Annotated in this window: 15 protein-coding genes, 16 tRNA genes and 1 pseudogene; 29 read left to right on the forward strand and 3 right to left on the reverse strand. The window is 38.4% G+C overall.

Going from position 1 to position 21,746, the window contains the following annotated elements:
• Positions 1-20: 20 nt before the first annotated feature.
• The 17 genes from PVA17_RS13960 (at position 21) to PVA17_RS14040 (ending at position 4,658) form a co-directional block, all read left to right on the forward strand.
• Positions 21-96: transfer RNA gene (locus PVA17_RS13960), tRNA-Val, on the forward strand.
• 3 nt (positions 97-99) lie between these two features.
• Positions 100-175, forward strand: a tRNA-Thr gene (locus PVA17_RS13965).
• Positions 176-179: 4 nt separating this feature from the next.
• A tRNA-Lys gene (locus PVA17_RS13970) sits at positions 180-255 on the forward strand.
• A gap of 21 nt (positions 256-276) precedes the next feature.
• A tRNA-Leu gene (locus PVA17_RS13975) sits at positions 277-361 on the forward strand.
• 46 nt (positions 362-407) lie between these two features.
• Positions 408-482 (forward strand) — tRNA-Gly (locus PVA17_RS13980).
• 5 nt (positions 483-487) lie between these two features.
• Positions 488-576, forward strand: a tRNA-Leu gene (locus PVA17_RS13985).
• Positions 577-641: 65 nt separating this feature from the next.
• A tRNA-Ala gene (locus PVA17_RS13990) sits at positions 642-717 on the forward strand.
• Between the two features lie 26 nt (positions 718-743).
• Positions 744-817 (forward strand) — tRNA-Met (locus PVA17_RS13995).
• Between the two features lie 7 nt (positions 818-824).
• Positions 825-901, forward strand: a tRNA-Ile gene (locus tag PVA17_RS14000).
• Positions 902-916: 15 nt separating this feature from the next.
• A tRNA-Ser gene (locus tag PVA17_RS14005) sits at positions 917-1,009 on the forward strand.
• A gap of 49 nt (positions 1,010-1,058) precedes the next feature.
• A tRNA-Met gene (locus PVA17_RS14010) sits at positions 1,059-1,133 on the forward strand.
• Between the two features lie 32 nt (positions 1,134-1,165).
• Positions 1,166-1,239, forward strand: a tRNA-Gly gene (locus PVA17_RS14015).
• Between the two features lies 1 nt (position 1,240).
• A tRNA-Ile gene (locus PVA17_RS14020) sits at positions 1,241-1,317 on the forward strand.
• Between the two features lie 4 nt (positions 1,318-1,321).
• Positions 1,322-1,398, forward strand: a tRNA-Asn gene (locus PVA17_RS14025).
• Between the two features lie 9 nt (positions 1,399-1,407).
• Positions 1,408-1,498, forward strand: a tRNA-Ser gene (locus tag PVA17_RS14030).
• A gap of 2 nt (positions 1,499-1,500) precedes the next feature.
• Positions 1,501-1,572: transfer RNA gene (locus PVA17_RS14035), tRNA-Glu, on the forward strand.
• Positions 1,573-1,880: 308 nt separating this feature from the next.
• Complete coding sequence (locus PVA17_RS14040; RefSeq protein WP_132364632.1) at positions 1,881-4,658, forward strand: S-layer homology domain-containing protein; 2,778 nt, start codon at positions 1,881-1,883, stop codon at positions 4,656-4,658.
• 75 nt (positions 4,659-4,733) lie between these two features.
• Here the strand turns inward: PVA17_RS14040 and PVA17_RS14045 are convergent, their stop codons facing one another.
• A complete protein-coding gene (locus tag PVA17_RS14045; RefSeq protein ID WP_132364630.1) occupies positions 4,734-5,372 on the reverse strand; it encodes an NAD(P)H-binding protein in 639 nt (212 codons plus the stop codon).
• A gap of 152 nt (positions 5,373-5,524) precedes the next feature.
• Here PVA17_RS14045 and dpaL point away from each other — a divergent pair, with 152 nt between their 5' ends.
• From dpaL to PVA17_RS14065, 4 genes are all read left to right on the forward strand, one after another.
• The gene (dpaL, locus tag PVA17_RS14050) at positions 5,525-6,736 is read left to right on the forward strand and encodes a diaminopropionate ammonia-lyase (RefSeq protein ID WP_132364628.1); all 1,212 of its coding nucleotides are present in this window, start codon (positions 5,525-5,527) and stop codon (positions 6,734-6,736) included.
• Positions 6,737-7,049: 313 nt separating this feature from the next.
• A complete protein-coding gene (locus tag PVA17_RS14055) occupies positions 7,050-7,811 on the forward strand; it encodes a MerR family transcriptional regulator (protein ID WP_274068035.1) in 762 nt (253 codons plus the stop codon).
• 102 nt (positions 7,812-7,913) lie between these two features.
• Positions 7,914-8,363, forward strand: coding sequence for a TraR/DksA C4-type zinc finger protein (locus tag PVA17_RS14060; protein ID WP_132364624.1), 450 nt, complete (start codon positions 7,914-7,916; stop codon positions 8,361-8,363).
• Between the two features lie 48 nt (positions 8,364-8,411).
• Positions 8,412-9,338: a dipeptidase gene (locus PVA17_RS14065; protein WP_132364622.1), complete on the forward strand. Its 927-nt coding sequence runs from the start codon at positions 8,412-8,414 to the stop codon at positions 9,336-9,338.
• 47 nt (positions 9,339-9,385) lie between these two features.
• Here PVA17_RS14065 and PVA17_RS14070 read toward each other — a convergent pair whose 3' ends face one another.
• Positions 9,386-10,306 (reverse strand): 1,4-dihydroxy-2-naphthoate polyprenyltransferase, encoded by a 921-nt coding sequence (locus PVA17_RS14070; RefSeq protein ID WP_132364620.1) that lies wholly within the window; start codon positions 10,304-10,306, stop codon positions 9,386-9,388.
• Between the two features lie 578 nt (positions 10,307-10,884).
• On the opposite strand from PVA17_RS14070, the gene PVA17_RS14075 reads away from it, so the two are divergent.
• The 8 genes and pseudogenes from PVA17_RS14075 (at position 10,885) to PVA17_RS14110 (ending at position 20,779) form a co-directional block, all read left to right on the forward strand.
• Complete coding sequence (locus tag PVA17_RS14075; RefSeq protein WP_274068036.1) at positions 10,885-12,270, forward strand: isochorismate synthase; 1,386 nt, start codon at positions 10,885-10,887, stop codon at positions 12,268-12,270.
• Entirely contained in the window at positions 12,263-13,987 is a 1,725-nt protein-coding gene (gene menD, locus PVA17_RS14080; RefSeq protein ID WP_132364618.1) for a 2-succinyl-5-enolpyruvyl-6-hydroxy-3-cyclohexene-1-carboxylic-acid synthase, read from the forward strand. Before PVA17_RS14075 ends, menD begins: the two co-directional genes overlap by 8 nt.
• A complete protein-coding gene (menH, locus tag PVA17_RS14085) occupies positions 13,975-14,784 on the forward strand; it encodes a 2-succinyl-6-hydroxy-2,4-cyclohexadiene-1-carboxylate synthase (RefSeq protein WP_132364616.1) in 810 nt (269 codons plus the stop codon). The genes menD and menH overlap by 13 nt, the downstream gene beginning before the upstream one ends.
• A gap of 64 nt (positions 14,785-14,848) precedes the next feature.
• Positions 14,849-15,667 carry a 1,4-dihydroxy-2-naphthoyl-CoA synthase gene (gene menB / locus PVA17_RS14090; RefSeq protein WP_132364614.1) on the forward strand — a complete coding sequence of 273 codons (819 nt, stop codon included), beginning with the start codon at positions 14,849-14,851 and terminating at the stop codon, positions 15,665-15,667.
• Positions 15,668-15,961: 294 nt separating this feature from the next.
• Complete coding sequence (locus tag PVA17_RS14095) at positions 15,962-17,389, forward strand: o-succinylbenzoate--CoA ligase (RefSeq protein WP_132364612.1); 1,428 nt, start codon at positions 15,962-15,964, stop codon at positions 17,387-17,389.
• Positions 17,390-17,451: 62 nt separating this feature from the next.
• Positions 17,452-17,900 (forward strand): annotated as a pseudogene (locus PVA17_RS25290) (hypothetical protein).
• Between the two features lie 574 nt (positions 17,901-18,474).
• Positions 18,475-19,026 (forward strand): GNAT family N-acetyltransferase, encoded by a 552-nt coding sequence (locus tag PVA17_RS14105; protein ID WP_132364610.1) that lies wholly within the window; start codon positions 18,475-18,477, stop codon positions 19,024-19,026.
• A 505-nt stretch (positions 19,027-19,531) separates the two neighbouring features.
• Positions 19,532-20,779, forward strand: a complete 1,248-nt coding sequence (locus tag PVA17_RS14110) for a transglutaminase domain-containing protein (RefSeq protein WP_274068038.1) — start codon at positions 19,532-19,534, stop codon at positions 20,777-20,779.
• Here the strand turns inward: PVA17_RS14110 and PVA17_RS14115 are convergent.
• Positions 20,725-21,735 carry a metal ABC transporter solute-binding protein, Zn/Mn family gene (locus PVA17_RS14115; protein WP_274068039.1) on the reverse strand — a complete coding sequence of 337 codons (1,011 nt, stop codon included), beginning with the start codon at positions 21,733-21,735 and terminating at the stop codon, positions 20,725-20,727. The genes PVA17_RS14110 and PVA17_RS14115 overlap by 55 nt on opposite strands.
• Between the last annotated feature and the right edge of the window lie 11 nt (positions 21,736-21,746).

Consider the following 21,746-nt stretch of genomic DNA (forward strand, 5'->3'; position numbering starts at 1 on the left):
GTCGCTAGGCATAATACCCAGGAGGATTAGCTCAGCTGGGAGAGCACCTGCCTTACAAGCAGGGGGTCGGCGGTTCGAGCCCGTCATCCTCCACCATTTGCCGGTGTAGCTCAGTTGGTAGAGCAACTGACTTGTAATCAGTAGGTCGTGGGTTCGACTCCTATCGCCGGCACCATTTTGAGCCATTAGCTCAGTTGGTAGAGCATCTGACTTTTAATCAGAGGGTCGAAGGTTCGAGTCCTTCATGGCTCACCATTTAAATTGCCAACAAAATATGCGGGTGTGGCGGAATTGGCAGACGCACTAGACTTAGGATCTAGCGCCGCAAGGCGTGGGGGTTCGACTCCCTTCACCCGCACCATTTTTAAAATTTCATAATTGCCAGGATAAATAAATCTTATGCACATGCGGAAGTAGTTCAGTGGTAGAACACCACCTTGCCAAGGTGGGGGTCGCGAGTTCGAACCTCGTCTTCCGCTCCAAATGTGCCGGGGTGGCGGAACTGGCAGACGCACAGGACTTAAAATCCTGCGGTAGGTGACTACCGTGCCGGTTCGATTCCGGCCCTCGGCACCATTTTGAGCACTTGGTTTGGGACCAAGGGGTCGTAGGTTCGAATCCTGTCATTCCGACCATTTTATGGGGCCTTAGCTCAGCTGGGAGAGCGCCTGCCTTGCACGCAGGAGGTCAGCGGTTCGATCCCGCTAGGCTCCACCATAAAAGATAACCAGTATAAAGATCCTGGCGGCGTAGCTCAGCTGGCTAGAGCGTACGGTTCATACCCGTAAGGTCGGGGGTTCGATCCCCTCTGCCGCCATCTTAAAGGACCTTTAGCTCAGTTGGTTAGAGCAGACGGCTCATAACCGTCCGGTCGCAGGTTCGAGTCCTGCAAGGTCCACCATTTATATAATATTACGGAGGTATACCCAAGTCTGGCTGAAGGGATCGGTCTTGAAAACCGACAGGCGGGTAACACCGCGCGGGGGTTCGAATCCCTCTACCTCCTCCATTTTATAGTTAAATGGTGCTTGAAAAACTCGAAAAGAATATATTATTAACGCGGGGTGGAGCAGTGGTAGCTCGTCGGGCTCATAACCCGAAGGTCGTTGGTTCAAATCCGGCCCCCGCAACCAAAATGGTCCCGTGGTGTAGCGGTTCCATATTTGCGGGTGTAGTTTAATGGTAAAACCTCAGCCTTCCAAGCTGATGTCGTGAGTTCGATTCTCATCACCCGCTCCAAGGGCCTATAGCTCAGCTGGTTAGAGCGCACGCCTGATAAGCGTGAGGTCGATGGTTCGAGTCCATTTAGGCCCACCACTATTCCGAAGTAGCTCAGTTGGTAGTAGCACCTGACTGTTAATCAGGTTGTCGCAGGTTCGAGTCCTGCCTTCGGAGCCATTTTTTTGTGGGGAAGTACTCAAGAGGCTGAAGAGGCGCCCCTGCTAAGGGTGTAGGTCGGGTAACCGGCGCGAGGGTTCAAATCCCTCCTTCTCCGCCATTGGCCCGTTGGTCAAGTGGTTAAGACACCGCCCTTTCACGGCGGTAACACGGGTTCGAATCCCGTACGGGTCATACTGAAATCATTATTCTTCTGCTTATCACGTTTAGAGATAATCGTGTATAACCTTCATTTGGCCTTGGCTCTACACTTTCTAAAAAGCTAAAAAACAACCTTAAGATCCGCGTCCCTCTCATAAATAAAACAATAAAATTAGGCAATTCATTTAGAAAAAATTAATATATTTAGTATTTGCTTTGTGTTCACTATTGAATTGGACAAATAATCCATGGTAAATGGTCATAATATTGGTATATCCTTTGGAATATATCTATCTTTCTTTTATAATGGGAATGAATAGAATTCATAGGAGGTAATAAATGTGAAAAAAAAGCAGAGTAAATGGATTATGAGTGCAGCTTCTGCTGCTTTAATTGCTGCAGCAGTTGTTCCTACTGCAAGTGCGGCTAATTTTACAGACATAGCAAAAAGTGACCATAAAGAGGCCATTTTGGCACTAGCAGATGCAAAAATTGTAGCTGGATATCCAGATGGTTCATTTAAGCCAAACGGGGTCCTTACGAAAGGCAATGTAACGAAATTTTTAGGGAAATGGCTAGTATTAGAACACTTCCAAGTGCCAGCAGACTACAATAAAAAAGTACGTTTTACAGACATGCCTACATCTTCAAAAGATAAAGAATTACTACAGTATGCAGCGCTTATAAATGATAATGGTATTTTCAAAGGGACTAACAATAAGTTATTACCTTCCGAGTATATCTCGCGCGAACAAATGGCTTCTATTTTAGTACGTGCAATTGAAAAAGTTTACGATATCGATTTAATTGCAATGTATAAAAAAGAAAACTTTAAATCATCTATTACAGATTTAAAAGTAGCTTCACCAGAAAATCATGAGGCTATCATCGCATTAGAATATGCAAAAATTACAAATGTAACGACATTTAATCCGAAAAAAACACTAACACGTGGTCAATTTTCGTCATTTTTACATCGTTCAATGACGAATATCGGTGAAATGGTAAGAGGGCCTGAAGTGTCCATCCAAACAGTTAAAGTTATAGATGCAAAAACACTACAGGTAACATTAACAGATGGGACAAGCCATAAGGTAACATTAGCGACACCGCTTACTGAAAATGTGGAAACGAAGGTAGATTTCAAAATTAATGACAAGCCATATTCCGCTGTTGTTACATATGAAGTAAATGAGTTAAATGTACAATCAATTGAGGGTATTAATGCTTCACAGATTAAAGTTGTTTTCAACCAAGCGATTGATCCACTTTCTGTGATAAAAGCAGATGGGAAATTACAGGATAATGTTGTAGCTTTCTCTAATGTCGATACTTTAAGAGCACTATCGGTTATAAAAACAGAAATCAGTGCTGATAAAAAATCAATCATCTTTACAATGAATGAACCATTAAAAGGTACACATCGTTATGTGTTCAGTAACATCAAAGCGGAAAAGGGCACAGTGCTTCAAAAAGTAGATGCGAATTTTGTTATTGCTGGAGATACACAAGCGCCTACGATTTTAGGCACAACGCAAGGAAAAAATTCTTCAATCGTTAAAGTGCAGTTTTCTAAGCCAATGGCAGCATTTCCAAATGAGCGCATTCAATTTACATTAGCAAATGGTACAAAGGTATCGAATGTAGTTGGAAGCATTGAGCAAAACTCAACTGAAGCAACATTTGACTTATCAGCTGCAACAATGAATGGTGTGTATTTAGCGCCTGGTACAGCTGTTCAAATTACATTCGTAGCGGCAACAGATATGGCAGGGAATATAATTTCACCGAACCCTTCTACTGTAACAGTGAAAAAGGGAGATAAGGATGGTGTTCCGCCGACACTATCTTCTGTTACACAAACTGGACCAAATACGTTCCAGCTATTGTTCTCAGAGGAGATTCAACCACTTTATTCATATGACCTTTCAGTGAAAAGCGGCCAGACTTCAATTTCTGTGAATTCTGTAGAGAAAGATCCTAAAAATGGTCGTTTATTTAATGTTACGGTGGATCCAAAAAGCTCGCTTCAAGGAATTACAACGATTGGGACAGCTTCTAGTCGTGTAATAACCGACTTATCAGGTGAAACGGCAACGTTCTCAACAGCGTATAACTTTATAAGAGATGACAAAGCGCCAGCGCTAATGAATTCTGAAATTGTTTACGGTGATAGTGTAGAATATTTACAATTAACTTTCGATAAGCCAGTACAGTTAGGCGTAAACGCTAAAGCGTCATTTACTGGGAAATTCGTCAATAATTACATTTTATATGAGGTATCAAGAGGACCTCAAAGTGATATTCAGATTGTAAAAGATCAACCTACGAAATTACGTGTTAAAATGGCAGGACTGTTAGGCATGTATGATACAAAGGGAGCTCTTTACGACGGCAAATTAAATTTATATAATGTTACTAATTTATACGGTGTGCCAGTCACTGAAGTGCCAAACGTTAAATTTACACGTAACGGTGATTTAAATATAAATGGCAATAAATTAGCTTTATCGCAATACAATGCAATTCAAACATCTGCAACAGATTATTCTATTAAAGATAATAATATTGTTTATTTAAATTTCAATTATCCTGTTGATCCAGCTCTTGCTCAAAATGTTCAAAATTATAGTATTGATAATGCTCAGGTAGAAAGTGCAGTTGTAGAGGGATCCAATTTAAATCGTATTAAGCTCACATTGAAAAAAGATTCAAATTATTTTAATGGCACACGCAACTTCACGATTAAAGGCTTAAGAGCAGCAAACTCTATGGAACCATTTGATGAGGTGCGTACATCTATTAACCTTAAAGAAAATAATGCACCAAAGGTTGTAACTGTTAATGTTAGTAATTCACAAACATTAGAGCTTGTTTTCAGTGAACCAGTAATAAACGTTAATAATTTGGATTTTAATATTACTGTGAATGGTTCTTCGGTAGCAGCAACTACCTATCCACAAGGTAATGATAGAGTATTAATTACAATACCTCAGAATAGCTATTTATTTGAAAACGGCAGAAGTGTTACGATTCAAGCTTCACCTCGTAATGACATTATGGATGTCAATGGGAATAAATTAGATTTCATATCTCAAACAATTACAGTACAAAGATAATTTATCTTTAATAAAAAAATAGCATGCTGGATATATCCTCAGCATGCTATTTTCTATCTTTTTATTGCGATTCCACTAATGCGAGATAAACGGTGCTTTATGCACGTATTTTGTATTATCAATATGATCAATGATAAAAGTGGCTATATCTTGATTCGTAATTTTTGTACCAGGCATATCCGTCAGGTTTTCCTTTATCTGACTGGATATTAAGCTATCTTTTACAAATGGTAATCTAATTAGTGTCCATTTGATCTGTTTATTATTTAATAAATATTCCCATTCCAATTTTTTATCTTGCATCATTTTTGAAAGGAAAACTTCAAATATCTTTGCCCCTAAACGATTCATTATGCTTTTTTCGTCCTCTTTAATCGTTAGAGAACCACCTGAAACACCTATATAACGACTAATGTTTAATTCTTTCATCACATTAAAAATATTATTTGTAACTTTGCTATATATAGGTTCCTCTTTCGTTGGTTGACCAAATGTATTAATAACAACTTGACTATCTTTAAGAAGTTCTCGGATGTTTTCTATATCCTGTACCTGTCCTTTCACTATTTCAATTGCATCATTTTTATACAGTAACTTTTCAGGATTTCTAACAAGCATCCGAACATGATATCCTTTTTGTATGGCTTGAGCAGCTATATGCCTTCCTACTTTCCCTGTTCCTCCTATTATCGCTATCTTATATGAATTATCCATTATATACCTCCTATTTAATATGTTGGTAAATATACGATATATCCTATCAAAAGGATTCAAATTTTTCTTTTTTTACTAAAGTATGTAATATAGTTTTGTTTTGCAAATCTATAAGCTAAGATGAAAATAGTACAAAAACTAGGGGGATATAGATGGGGAAATTATTGTGGACTAACAACCAACAATATTTGTTACAGAAGAATGTAGAACAAGTAGTACCTTTTCTACGTCATTTTTCACCAGAACAAGTAAATCGCGTTAGTAAATTTCAGCGTACATATGAGAAATTTGAAAGTACGCCATTACGATGCTTAAATTCTTTTGCATCATTCGTAGGGGTACAAAGTATTGTGGTAAAAGATGAATCTTATCGATTTGGCTTAAATGCATTTAAAGTACTTGGTGGCGTGTATGCAATTGGGCAGTACGTTGCTAAAAAGTTAGATAGAAATATTGATGAGCTATCGTTTGACCAGCTTAAATCACCAGAGGTAAAGGAGCAGTTAGGGGACGTAACGTTTATTTCAACGACAGATGGCAATCATGGTCGAGGAGTGGCATGGGCTGCTAGAGAGCTTGGTTTGAAAGCACGCATTTATATGCCTGCTGGTAGTGCAGAGGAGCGCCTCCAAAATATTCAAAAAGAAGGTGCATATGCTGAAATAACAACAATGAATTATGATGATACCGTTCGCTATACATCACAACTAGCAACAGAAAATGGATGGGTCGTTATTCAAGATACGATGTGGGAAGGCTATGAAGAAATTCCATTATGGATAATGCAAGGCTATACAACACTAATAAACGAAGCTGCTCTACAGTTGGAAAAAGCACCTACCCATGTATTTTTGCAAGCTGGAGTTGGATCTTTTGCAGGGGCCGTTGTAGCTTTCTTACAACAATACTATGAGCAAGAAATTACATTTGTCTTAGTTGAGCCTTTTGTAGCGAATTGCTATTATGAAAGCTTTAAAGCAGGAGATGACCAGTTTGTAACGGTCGGTGGAGAGATGCAAACAATTATGGCAGGTCTTGCTTGTGGTGAGCCGAATCCACTTGCTTGGGACCTGTTAAAGACTTATACGAAGGTAAGTATTTGCTGTGATGAAGAAGTTGCTGCAATAGGTATGCGCATTTTAGGACATCCACTAGCGACAGATGCACGAATTATTGCTGGAGAATCGGGAGCTGCCCCAGTTGGATGTTTTTATGAATTGATGACGAATGAGCAATATACAGAGCTGAAGGAAACATTACAATTAGATGAAAATTCTCGAGTGTTGTTTATTAACACTGAAGGTGACACAGATGTAGAAAACTATAGAAATATTGTGTGGCATGGCAAGTATGCAAAAATTTAACTTCTTGCAGTGGATGTCCAAACATCTGTACCTGTCGCTACGCATACGCACAGAGAACTATGTTGCTGGCGCTGCGCTTTCGCACAAAAAACTTTTGTTGGCCTAAACCCAACGGATTATGCCGAGGCATAATTGATTTTAAAGAAAAAGCAAACTAGTGTTTATAAAACGTTCTAGTTTGCTTTTTTTATTTACTGGGTTGGATTATCGAGCGCCAGTCGGAACGGAAATCAACCTAACGTTTTTTCTTAATTTTCTTCTTGACCTTAACGTTGCGTAAACATTTACAGTAGCATTAATGGAGGTGAAAAATATGGAATATACAATTCAAGAGCTTGCTCAATTATCCGGGGTTAGCACAAGAACACTGCGTTATTATGATGAAATTGAATTACTAAAGCCTGCAAGAACGAATGAGGCTGGCTATCGATTTTATGGACAGTTTGAAGTTGATATGCTCCAGCAAATTTTATTTTATAGAGCATTAGATATGAAGCTAGCAACCATTAAGGAAATTATTAAAGCGCCTGATTTTCAACATACAGAGGCACTCAAAACACATCGTACTGCTTTACTGAAACGCAAGGAGCAGCTGGAAAAGATATTACAAACAGTAGAAAAAACTATTCAATCAATTGAGGAGGAACAACCGATGGCAAATGAAGAGAAATTTAATGGACTAAAAGAGAAGTTAATCGAGGAAAATGAAAAGCAATATGGTCAAGAAATTCGTGCAAAATATGGTGATAAAACAGTTGATGCATCGAATGCAAAGGTAATGAATATGACAGAGGAACAGTATGAAGCAATGCAACAACTAGAACAGCAATTATTTAATCGTTTAAAAGAAGCGATGGAAATCGGCGATACGAACAACGATGTGGCAATGGAGGTTGCAGAGCTTCATAAGCGTTGGCTTTGCTTTACATGGTCACAATATTCTAAAGAGGCACATGCAGGTATAGCTCAGATGTATATAGCGGATGAACGCTTTTCAGCATATTACGATGAGCGTGTTTCTAAAGGAGCAGCACAATTTTTACATGATGCCATCATCAATTATACTCTGGCGTAAATGTACTGAATGAAGATAAAAAAATAAGTGATTCATCCACATGCTTTCATGTTTTAGAAATATTAATTTAGGAAAAAATGAAGGCATGAGGAGGAGATTTTTTTGAACCCACAAGTAATGGAAAAATTAAGAAAGCAGTTAGAGCAAGAATTACAGGAAATAGAGAAGCGACTTGAGGAATCCGAGCGTCCACAAGCGACAGAGCTATCTAATTATGATAATCATCCAGCTGACAATGCGAGTGATCTAACAGATCAGCTAACGGAAATGGCGATTGACGAGCACCGGGGTGACGATGCTGAAGAAATAAAAGCTGCACTACAAGCGATGGAGGACGGTACGTATGGTAAATGTGCTGTATGTGGTGAAGAGATTCCTATTGGTCGCTTAGAAGCTATGCCGAAAGCATTGACATGTGTTGAGCACGCAGAGCATAAAGAAGAAAATTTAAGGCCAGTAGAGGAAGATGTGTTGTCTTCTACGCCAAGATCGGATGATTTCATAGAACTTGAGGAATTTGGCTCTTCTGATACACCTCAAGATAAAAGTTAGTAAGCAATTTCGCTCACAGGCAGTATAATAGCTGTATGGGGTGAGGATATGGACATAATTGATTTACACTGCGATGCTCTTTTGAAATTAACAACTTTAGAAGCGGCAAAATTTGAAGATGATGTACGTTTGCAAGCTAATCGACAGAGATTACAATTAGGGCGTGTTAAGGCACAAGTATTTGCTATTTTTATTAATCCTAAAATTCCGCAAAGTATGCGATTTTTAGAAGCAGTGCGGCAAATTGAAGCCTTCCATTCACATGTATTACAAACTGAGGGCATGGTGCATATTACGGATTGGTCGCAATTAGATGCTTTAGCTCCGCATGAAATTGGTGCAATTTTGAGCTTAGAGGGCTGTGGTCCAATCGGTGAAGATTTAGCAAAGCTTTCTGCAATATTAGATGCAGGAGTGAAGCTAGTCGGCTTAACGTGGAATGAAGAAAATGCTGTGGCCCACGGTGCTGATCAAGATGCAAGCCTTGGTTTAAAATCATTTGGTAAAGAGGTTATAGACTTGCTAAATGAGCGAGATATTATTATCGATGTCTCGCATTTAAATGAACAGAGTTTCTGGGATGTCTTACCACTAGCGAAGCATATTATTGCGAGTCATAGCAATGCACGTGCGATTTGTGATCATCCAAGAAATTTAACGGACGCGCAGGCAAAAGCACTTGTCGAGCATGGAGGGCATATTCATGTTGTTTACTACCCGCCTTTTATCCATGACAATGCTACAATAGATGATTTAGTAGCGCATATGAAGCATTTAGCGAATATAGTAGGGGTAGAGCACCTTGGATTAGGTTCAGACTTCGATGGAATAGATGCAACTGTAAAAGGATTAGCACACGCAGGAGAGGTACAAAATTTGTTAGAGGCGTTACGTGAACATTTTTCAACCGAAGAAGTTCGAGGTATTGCAAGTGAAAATTTTAGATGCTATGTAAAAAATGCAGCAGCCCGTTAAAGCTGCTGCATTTTTAATCAATTATGTCGAGCCATAATTGATTAATATTAATAAAAGAAATATTGAATTAATAAACCGATTCCTAAGAGGAAGCCGAAGAATGTATTTGTTTGCGCTGTAAATTTCATCGCAGGCATAACTTCTTTCGCTTCTTTTTTATCGCGGAAAATTTGGATTGCACGAAGCGGTTTTGGAACGCTTAAGAAAATGATTAGAGCCCAAAAAGTAATTCCATCAATTGCTACAAGAGCAATTACCCATAAATATGAAACGATAAAAAAGCCAGATAGTACAGAAATGGCATTATCTCGACCTACTAAAATAGCAAGCGTTCTTCGACCACCCTCTGTATCGCCAACGATATCACGGATATTGTTGGACAGCATGATAGCTCCAACTAAAATCATACTCGGTACTGAAAGCAAAACAGCGTCTAATGTCACAGTAAGCGTTTGAATATAAAATGCGATTAAAACAATTCCCATTCCCATAACAGCGCCAGATACAATTTCTCCAAATGGTGAATAGGCTATTGGGTATGGTCCGCCAGTATATAAAAAACCAATAAGCATACAAACAAGCCCAACAGCAGCAAGCCACCAAGAGGTTGAGGCACATATGTAAATGCCTAGCAGCATAGCGATTGCGTAAAAGCTTAAGGCAATCATCATAATTGTTTTTGGTTGAACACCGTGACGCACAATCGTTCCGCCGATACCGACAGAATTTTCATTGTCCAATCCTAATTTGTAATCGTAATATTCATTGAACATATTTGTTGCTGCTTGTATAAGCATACTTGCAATGAGCATAGCAAAAAATAGTCCAAAATCAATTGTTTGTTTTTCAATTGCTAAAGCAATCGCTGTTCCTAAAAATACTGGAACGAATGAAGCGGTTAAAGTATGTGGACGTGTTAAATGCCACCAAACTTTAAAACCCCTATCAGCTTCAATGACTTTGGTCATAAGGTCTTTCTCTCCTTCGAATGTTGTAGACTATTCTTATTTTATACGAAGAATGAGAAAATGGATAGGTTCACAGCTTATTACATACAGTTCAGATCAATTATGCCTTGGCATAATTGCGTCCGGAATCGGCTTTGTGCTTGCACAAAGAACTCCTTTCCGATTACGTGACATCCGCCGGAGGCTTTTAACTTCTTTCAGCGGCTGTTTGGACACCCGCTGAAGAGTAGCTTAAATCCGCATTCATTTCACCACCTATAGAGGAGGGAGTCTTCTGCTGAAAGAAGTTAAAAAAAATGATACAATAGAACATGCATTTATGAACTGAAAACAATCATTAAGATAATAGCAACAGTACGAAGAATAGGCTAGCAAATAAAAAATGACGGCTATTTTAAGAAAAAATATGATGCGAAAAAGTACAAATGCTCATGTCATTCTACAAAGTTTTGGTCAATTGTTCTAAAGAAAAAGTTCATCACCAAAAGTTTGGATGACATTTGTTAAAACGTCTACTAAGAACGAGTACAAAACATGCATCATTCATTATGTACATTGCAACAACGGAGGTAATTTTCATGCAACAGAAGTGGTACCAAGCCACAGAGGTAGAAGTGGACTCTTTGGGCCAAAGCCTTCATTTTTATATGGAAACAATTGAAGTTAGTCGCTTATCGGCGCTCGCATTTTATGCAGCGGGCGAGGAGCATTATAAAGGTGAACGATTTTATTGGCAAAATAGAGAAAAAACGATGACATTAGTAGGGCTAGGACATGCCTATACAATTCAAAATAACGCCAAAAATGATCGCTTCGATGCTGTAGAAGCAGAGTGGAAAAATTTAACGAAAAACTGTGTGAAGGGACAAACCGAGCTACAGCCAATTTTGTTTGGCGGCTTTACATTCGATCCACAAAATGAAGTAACTGGGGAATGGACAGACTTTCCAGAGGCTTATTTTGCACTTGCAACTTACCAGCTTGTTATTCGTGATGACAAAGCGTTTGTAAGTATTCATCTTATTTCAAAAAATGAGCAAGCAGCATCTCAATTTGAAGCGTTACGTAAAGAGCGAGATCATTTAATTCATGCAGCTCAAGTAAAAGAAGTGAAAACGTATTCAAAGCCTGAAATCACAAGTTACTTTGAGCCATACAAGGAGCCGTATTTAGCTTCGATTGACCAAGTAACAGCATTGATTAAGCAGAAGAAAGCAGATAAAGTCGTTATTGCACGCTCACTAGCATTGCAATTTAAAGAACAAGTTTCTTCACCACAGGTACTCTCACAAATTATTCATGAGCAGCCAGAGAGCTATTTATTTGGTTTAGAACGTCAACAATTATTGTTCTTTGGTGCGTCCCCTGAACGTCTTGTAAAAGTAGAAGAGGGACGAGCCTTTTCATCTTGTGTGGCAGGCTCTATTAAACGTGGTAAGACAGCAGAGGAAGATGAAGCCTTTGGACAAAGCTTATTAAATGATTCGAAAAATGGTGGCGAGCATCAATATGTTGTCGATATGATTGAGGAAACATTCCGTAAAAATTGTATAGAGATGACAATACCTGATGGCCCACGCTTACTAAAAATTAGAGATATACAACATTTATATACACCTGTTGAAGGTCAGTTAAATAATGAGGCAACAATATTACAACTGACAAAATCTTTGCATCCAACGCCAGCTTTAGGCGGTGTGCCAAGGAAAGAGGCAATGGCAGCTATACGTAAGTATGAGCCTATGAATCGTGGGCTTTACGCTGCTCCAATTGGTTGGGTAGATGCTGATGGCAATGGGGAATTTGCAGTGGCCATTCGTTCGGCTGCTTTACTTAAGGACAAAGCTTATTTATATGCTGGTGGCGGTATTGTAGCAGATTCAGAGCCACAATCTGAATATGAGGAAACATTAGTAAAATTCCGTCCAATGCTTCGTGCGCTAGGAGGACAATTACATGAGTGAACGGAAAATTTTAACGGATTATGTTTATAAAATGGTAGCATCACTAGTACAAGCTGGTGTTGAAAACGTTGTTGTCAGCCCTGGCTCACGTTCGACACCTTTAGCTTATGCATTTGCTTCAACGAAACAGCTTCATATGTATCGTCAAGTTGATGAACGATCAGCTGCCTTTTTTGCGCTAGGAATTGCAAAGGCTACAGCAAAACCTGTTGTTCTTTTATGTACATCGGGAACAGCTGCGGCAAACTATTTTCCTGCCATTGTTGAGGCAAGTTATGCTCGTGTACCGTTAATCGTCATTACAGCTGATCGTCCTCATGAATTGCGAGAGGTAGGTGCACCTCAGGCTATTAATCAACCGAATTTATATGGTACGAATGTCAAATGGAGCGTGGATTTCCCTTTGGCAGATGGTGCCGCACCAACCTTGCCGTTTATTGAGCGTCATACTGCACGTGCGGTGGCAGTGGCAATGAGCGCACCATTTGGACCAGTGCATATTAATGTACCGTTCAGAGAACCTTTGTTGATTGATTTTCAAGAGGAACTTCCAGAAGCGATATTTAAGCAGAGCAGTATGGGTCAGTTAGTACCTTCAAAGGAGACTCAACAAGAGCTATCGGACATTTTACGTGCAACCAAAAGAGGTTTTATTATTATTGGTGAGCTAGCACTCGGTACAGATTTAACAATTATGTGGGACTTTATTCGCCAATTAAAATGGCCGGTCATTGTCGAGAGTTTATCTAATATGCGGTCGTCTGTCCCAGAAGATTGTCTGCCTTATATGATCACGACGTATGATGCCATTATGAAAAGTGAAGATTTTAAAGCATTAGTTGAACCAGATACGGTGCTACGTTTAGGAGCACAGCCTGTTTCTAAATTTATCATGCAATTTATTACGAAATGTCAGCCCGATGCTTATATTGTTGTCGATGAAGATCCGATGTTCCGTGATTCTACAGGTGTGTCTACTCATTTTGTTCATGCTAATGTTGGTGAGTGGCTCACGCAATTAGCAATCTCTGAAACAGCACTAGAAACAGCGTATTTAGCTGAGTGGCAGGATGCTAATGATATTGCACTTGAGTATATTGAACATTATGCTGACGGTGCGATTGATGAGGGTGCAATGGTAAGTCGATTACTAAAATTGATTCCGAATGGCAGTGATATTTTTGTTAGTAGCAGTATGCCAGTGCGTGATATTGATACGTTTTTAATGGCGACACCGAAGGATATTCGGATTGTTGCGAATCGTGGAACGAATGGTATTGACGGTGTCGTATCAACTGCAATGGGCTTTAGTCAAGGGAATAACCGTGAAACCTACCTGCTTATTGGCGATTTAGCCTTTTTACATGATGTCAACGGTCTCATTGCTTCAAGATATCAGGAATGCAATTTGACAATAATCGTTATGAATAATGATGGTGGCGGTATTTTCTCTTATTTACCACAATCTACAGTTGAGGCGCATTATGAAGATTTATTTGGTACGCCTACAGCCCTTAAATTCAATGATATTGCCAATATGTACGATATGGATTATATACGAGTAGATGATATTTCAGAGCTATCAGTAAAGTTTACTACGATGAAAAAACGACCAATGCGCTTAATAGAAATTTTCACGAATCGTGAGGAAAATGTATATGCGCATCGTGCGTTATGGAATCGCATAAACGCAGGGTTAAAAGCATGGCAAAGCTAATGATTCGAGGGCTTGAAACATACGTAGAAATCTGGAATGAAGAAGCGGAGCAAACACTCGTTGCATTGCACGGTTTTACAGGTAGTACAGCTACATGGCGAAATTTAGCGAAAGCTCTGCCAAGTGTAAGAGTTATTGCCATTGATTTAATTGGCCATGGCCAAACAGCTATACCTCAACAAATTAGTCGTTTCTCTATGCAAGAACAAATCCAAGATTTAGAGGAAGTTTTTGGCCAGCTACAGCTCAAGAAATTTACACTACTAGGCTATTCAATGGGAGGAAGAGTTGCGTTATCGTATTCAACCTTCTACCCAGAACGTATTGACAAGCTCATTTTAGAAAGCGCTTCTCCAGGCTTACGAACTACTAAGGAGCGTGCTGAACGCTGTCAGAGAGATAACGCTCTAGCTGAAAAAATAATTAGTAACGGTTTGTTATCATTTGTTAATGCGTGGGAAAACATTCCTTTGTTTGAATCTCAAAAGCGTTTATCACATAGTGTACAAGAAGCTATTCGATTAGAACGACTTTCTCAGAAGGAGGAAGGCTTAGCAGGTAGCTTACGAGGGATTGGTACAGGCAGTCAGACATCGAATTGGATGTCATTGGAGAAGCTTGAATTGCCTGTACTATTAATTACAGGCTCACTCGATGAGAAATTTTGTAAAATCGCACTAGAAATGAAAGCGTTATTAAAAAATGCCAAGCATGCGATGGTAAATGACGCAGGACATGCAATTCATGTGGAAAATCCCGCTGAGTTTGCTACAATAGTAGAGGAGTATTTAACGTAATATAATTTTTACGTTATCGCCTCGATTTTGAACGAGACGAATTTAATTATTAGGAGGCAATTCAATGACACGTCAATGGACAAGTTTACATACTTATGAAGACATTAAGTATGAGTTCTATAACGGTATCGCAAAAATTACGATCAACCGTCCAGAAGTGCGCAACGCATTCCGACCAAAAACGGTAATGGAAATGATCGATGCTTTTTCACGTGCACGTGATGACAAAAATGTTGGGGTTATCATTTTAACTGGTGAAGGTGAGCATGCCTTCTGTTCAGGTGGAGACCAAAAAGTACGCGGCCATGGCGGCTACGTTGGTGAAGATGAAATCCCACGTCTAAACGTTCTTGATTTACAACGTTTAATCCGTGTTATTCCAAAACCTGTAGTAGCAATGGTTGCAGGTTATGCAATCGGTGGAGGACACGTATTACACGTTGTCTGTGACTTAACAATTGCTGCTGACAATGCTCGTTTTGGACAAACTGGACCAAAAGTTGGTTCATTCGATGCTGGGTATGGCTCAGGCTATCTTGCACGTATTATCGGACATAAAAAGGCGCGTGAAATTTGGTACCTTTGCCGTCAATATGATGCACAGCAAGCACTTGATATGGGATTAGTTAACACGGTTGTTCCTTATGAGCAACTAGAAGATGAAACTGTACAATGGTGTGAAGAAATGCTACAAATGTCTCCAACTGCTCTACGCTTCTTAAAAGCAGCGATGAATGCAGATACAGACGGTTTAGCAGGTCTTCAACAAATGGCTGGCGACGCTACTCTTCTTTACTACACAACAGATGAAGCTAAAGAAGGTCGTGACGCATTCAAAGAAAAACGTCAACCAGATTTCGGTCAATTCCCAAGATTCCCTTGATTATCTGAAACGTTGAACGGCTCGTATCTTAATGAGATACGAGCTTTTTGTATATCTAAAGGAACGAGACGGATAAACTTGCTAGAGTGATGGAAAGTTATGGCTAGCGACGGAACATGATGTATTAGCGACGGAACAAGATGCTTTAGCGACGGAAACTCATGCTTTAGCAGCGGAACAGCATGTCAAGTGACTTAAATTGCATAATCAAGTAGCAGAAAATCGTGTCGGAGTACCGAATAGACGGATGATGCGATAAAGCGGTAAGATTAGGCTGATTGGAGGAATAATGAGATGTATTTAAATTGGATTTTACAGCGAGCGTATTTAACACCTTTACGAAACGGTTTAACATATAATGGGCAGACTTGGACATTTCAAGAATTAAATGATTTATCGTTAAAACGTGCACGTCAACTTACAGCACTGGATATTAAGCAAGGAGACCGTATTGCTATAATGGGGCCGAGTAAGCCTTCCTTGGTCATTATGATGTACGCGTGTATGCATTTACAATGTGAAATGGTCATGCTAAATCGTAGGCTAACACAGAATGAAATTGCCTATCAGCTAGAGGATTCAAAAGCTATGGCAGTATTAATTGCAGATGAGGATGTTGAAAAATTACCATCACATACGTCTTATTATTTATTTTCTACTATAGAAAAAAGTACGGAAGCGGCTATTGATATTACGAAAGAATGGTCTTTAAACCAAACGACATCGATTATGTATACATCTGGCACTACTGGTTTTCCAAAGGGCGTTTGTCAAACTGTCGGAAATCACCAGGCAAGTGCAACGGCATCCGTTTTAAATATTGGTTTGCATGCGGATGATACTTGGTTATGTGCTGTACCCCTTTTTCATATTAGTGGCTTTTCTATTTTAGTGCGCTCACTATTGTACGGCAATAAAGTGCATTTATATGATCAATTTGATGCAGAAGCCATTTCCAAAAATATTATGGATGGCGAGGTTACACATATGTCGGTAGTCGCTGTCACATTGGAAAGGATTTTACATACCCTTGAAAAGAAAAACGCACAAGCCTCACCGAAATTTAAAATGATGCTAGCAGGTGGTGGACCAGTGCCAGAAAATTATTTAAAGAGAGCACATAAATTAAATTTAGCTGTAGCTCAAACGTATGGTATGACTGAAACTTCGTCACAAACTGCAACATTAGCTAATGAGGATGCGATGCGAAAAATTGGTTCTGCGGGAAAACCGTTATTTTTCAATCAAATTCGCATTGCTGAGCCGAATGACAAAGGTGAAGGAGAAATTTGCATACGTGGCCCACATGTTACACCGGGGTATATTGGTCGGTTTGCCGACAAAACTGCAACGATTGATGGATGGCTTCATACCGGGGATATTGGTTATATAGACGAAGATGGTTATTTATTTGTCATTGATCGTCGGGCTGATTTAATTATTTCAGGTGGCGAAAATATTTATCCTGCTGAAATCGAAAATGTACTACTTACACACCCTGCTGTTAAAGAAGCGGGAGTATGTGGGATTGATGATGATGCTTGGGGGCAAGTACCAATCGCCTTTGTTGTATTAAAAGAAGAAGTACAGGTAGAGCAAATACGAGCATTTTGTCAAAAGAAGCTTGCGAAATATAAAATACCAAAAGATATTATTGTTACGGACGAGCTCCCTCGAAACGGTGCCAATAAGCTACTTCGTAGAAAATTAATGCACGAATAACAAAAAGAAGCCTCCGTTATAAGTGTTTGACATTAAGGATTTAACAAAATAGGGGTAAAGCAATGAATTTTCAAGATTTGATGAAATTTAAAGGATCTATTTATTTAAACAAATTGTTTGAACCAGAATGAGAGTACTTATCGATAGGTGTAATGTGAACAATACCAAGGAGTTCGTGTAAATTACAGATAAAGTTGAAATAGAAGCATCCTCAATTGATGTTGATGATAATCTACCAATTTTGCAATTGGATTTTGAAACATATATTGCTTACTCCATTATTAATGAATCTTTTACGGTAATGGATGATTACGAAATTTCCGATGGTAATCTTTTTAGAATTTACTCTAAATCAAGATATGTGGATTTTATTAAAGAGGGAACAATTGTTGAAGTTATTTTTCCTGAAAAGCAGTTTGTTCACTATCACTATCAAATTCCTTGTTTAAACCATACAATCGATATTATTTCATATGATGAACCTAAAATTACTGAGACAAAAAGAATTTAATAAATTTTCACAATAAAGAGCATCGGAATCGATGCTCTTTATTATGAAATATTGCTAAAAAGTAATGAAAGAATTTGTGGGTTTAAAATAACTCGCCTTCAAGTGAACCCATTAGCATTAGTTAAAAAGGTTCCTTTGTAATTGTCATTGAAAATAAAATGAGAGAGGGGATCTTTATATTCGCTTTTGCACAGATGAACCCTCTAAATGGATTCATTATATGAATTGGTTGATTTCGGTTCCATATGGCGCCTTCAAGGGGCATCCGATGAGTCACTTTGGGCCAACATGTTTTTTTCGCTAAAGTGTAGGCTAATATAAGCGGAGGGAGTTGCTTGATACTCTCCAACAGAATTAGTTTTTCTTAGGTCTATGGGGGTTAGTAATAGATTAATGCGCTCTCTTTTTTTAAAAAACTTATTTATATCAAAATTGGATAAATGATACAATTGCAACATAACGAGGAAAGGTGTGATAACGATGAAACATAATCATTTCAACAAGGTGATTGAAAAGTAGAGGAAAATCTTCTTTTCAATCAATGAATTAAAAAAATATTGGAAAGAGGAATTGTATGTACAAAGATAACGAATTAATAATCCGTCCAATTGAGGAGCAAGACTTATCGAAACTATGGGAGTTAATTTATAAAGAAGATGCACCAGAATGGAAGAAATGGGATGCACCTTACTTTCCGCATAAATCTATTCCATTTGAAAAATTTATGGAAACTGCACCAACATGGGTTGGTAAAGAAAATATGTGGGTTATCACAGTAGATGAAGCTGTATGTGGGATTGTTTCTTATTATTTTGAAGATGAACAATCTGTCTGGTTGGAAATAGGTATTGTTATACACGAAGGTCAAAATTGGAATAAAGGAATAGGAACTCGTTCACTAAAACTTTGGCTTAACCATATATTTAATTCATTACCACTTCAAAGAGTAGGTTTAACTACTTGGTCAGGGAATGATAGAATGATTCGGGTTGGAGAGAAGTTAGGTATGCAAATGGAAGCTCGTATCAGAAAAGTACGCTTTTATGAAGACAAATATTATGATTCTATTCGTATGGGCATTTTAAGAGAAGAATGGGAAGCATTAAAACCTGCTTTGGAAATTTAAGTAAGCAGGGTTGGCTTAACAACTCATGTTTTATAAAAAATAAAATTGTGAAATTTGCACTTAAAGGGTTAATTGAATAAGTATTATAAAAAAGCCTGTATCAATGATTACTTGGTAATCAACGATACAGGCTTTACTATATAAATTTAGTTTCAAAGAAGGCTTCTTTTAATCGTTTTAACTTCTTTCAATGGGTGTCCAAACATTCGCTGAGATAGAGGAAATCAGTTTAAGAACGCCGCGTCCTGTGGCAACGACCGAGTGACCCTCATCACTGTTGCCGCCGCCGCTTCGCTTTCGCGCAAAAAACATTTGTTGGCCAAAAGCCTCCGACGGATGTCACAGAATCGGCTTTGTGCAAGAACAAAGCCGATTCTGGACGCAATTATGCCGAGGCATAATTTTGATAAGTCATTTTTAGTAAATTTTTACGATTAAATTAATCATTCATTAACATAATAAGAAATAACACGCATAAACTAGTTATTAAAGGAGAAAGACTCATATGAGAAAATATATATATAATGTTGTCATTATATTATTTGTTCTACAAATGAGTCATGTGCAAGTATTCGCAAACTATGAACAAAAGAATATCGCAACGGCCAATACAATAGAAACACTACAACATCTCATTCAAAAACAAGTTATGCAATTATCTACTGAATTTGATATTCGTTATACTGGTAATACGTCAGAAATAAAAGATGAACTATCAGAGCTTGTAAAAAAAGCTATTCGGGATCCATATATTTACGCCAATATTTCTAGTTTTAAATGGAAATATGATGGTTATGCCAATAATATTGTCATTAGTTTTGTGTTTACCTATCATATTACACAGGAAGAGGAGGCATTCGTAGAACAGACTTTGACAAATATTATTACACCTATGCATGGATTAAGTGAATTGCAGAAAATACAGGCTGCACATGATTTTATCGTTCTATCTGCTGAATATTCGAAGGACACGAAAGGAAGTCAATATTCTCCCTACACATTACTTACGGAGAACAAGGGAGTTTGTCAGGCATACGCTCTAGTGCTTTATCGAATGCTAGAGAAGCTAGGCTTTGAAGTACAATATGTACCAGGAAATGTAGGGGAACAATTACACGCCTGGGTTTTAGTGAAGCTTGATAATGAATGGTATCATATCGATGTTACATGGGATGATCCATTGCCTGATCGTAAGGGTGAGGTCCGTTATCATTATTTTTTAGTGTCTGATCGCCAATTAGCTCAGGATCACTCTTGGGACTATGCGAGTTTCCCAGCTGCTACAAGTGAAGCTTATGTTGATTTACAAAAAACGGATAAGGTTGAAGTTGTTACGAAACCAATACTGGATAGTCATTTTGCCTTTGATAAAGGGCTATTCATTTTAAGTAACAATAAACAAACAGTAAAACAATTAATTGAACAGTCTAGACTGCTTTTAAAAAGTAATAACAGCGATAATGCTGTTCAGGTGCATTTAAATGAATGGGAACCAATCATTTTAGAAAAAAGTAATATAGCCCAAGTAAAGGGTAATCGAAAGATAATACAAAATGCTATCCATAAGAAAAAAGGGCTAAGTAGTATTTATAGAGTGAAAAAAAGAATGCCACAAGAAAAGTACGTCATAATAAAGGAGGTGCCTTATTTTGTTCGGGGCACCTCCTTACTCATTTATTTTTGTTCATGTCCAAACGATTATTTCATTGCAGTATTTAAAGTTCTAATATTTCTCTTCATAAGGGTGAAGTAAGTTTCATTATTCTTTACATCATCTGCTGTTAAAACACTTAAATTATGCAAAACAAGAGATTCTGCTCCAACTTCTTTTTGGATAACTTCAGCTAATTTAGAAGAGACATTTTGCTCGAATAAAATGTAGTGAATATGCAATTTATTTGCTTTATCAACAATCGCCGTAAGTTCTTTTTGAGAAGGCTCGTTTTGTGAATTTAACCCGGCTATTGGAACTTGCTTTAAGCCGTATTGTCCTGCGATATAGCCAAATGCTGCATGAGATACGAAGAACGTTTTCTCTTGCGCTTTATCCGCCATAGCTTTAAATTCATTGTCTAAATCTTGTAGTTCTTTTACTAATGCCTCGTAGTTAGCTGTAAATGTAGCTTCTTGTGCTGGCATTTTTTCAACTAGAGTGTTTTTAATGGAAAGTGCTAAGTCTTGACTAATAGTTGGAGATAGCCAAACATGTGGATCTACATTACCGTGATCATGGTCCTCATGTCCGTGTCCATCTTCATGTCCGTGATCATGGTCTTCATGTCCGTGTTCATCTTCATCTTCGTGATCATCATGTGAGTGACCTGTGCTCACAGCTAATTTTTCATCTGAAACCTGATCTGCAGTTGCTACCAGTGTTACATCTTCATTAGCTAGAGTCTTTTTAGCATTTTCAACAAAGCCTTCTAGCCCTAAGCCTATATAGAAAAATATATCGGCATCTGCTAATTTCATCATATCTTTTTGTGTTGGCTCAAATGTGTGCTCATTGGCGCCGGCAGGGTAAATTGAAGAAACCTCTACAAAATCGCCACCAATTCGTTGTGCAAAATAACTTAATGGATAGACAGTAGTATAAATTGTTAATTTATCCTTTGTCTCTGACTGTTTGGATGTTGCTGATTTATTCCCACAGGCAGCAGTGAATAGGGCAAGAACTGTAACTAAAAATAACAAAAATACTTTTTTCATCTTATAGCATA

The sequence above is a fragment of the Lysinibacillus sp. CNPSo 3705 genome (assembly GCF_028674935.1).
Classification (GTDB): Bacteria; Bacillota; Bacilli; order Bacillales_A; family Planococcaceae; genus Lysinibacillus.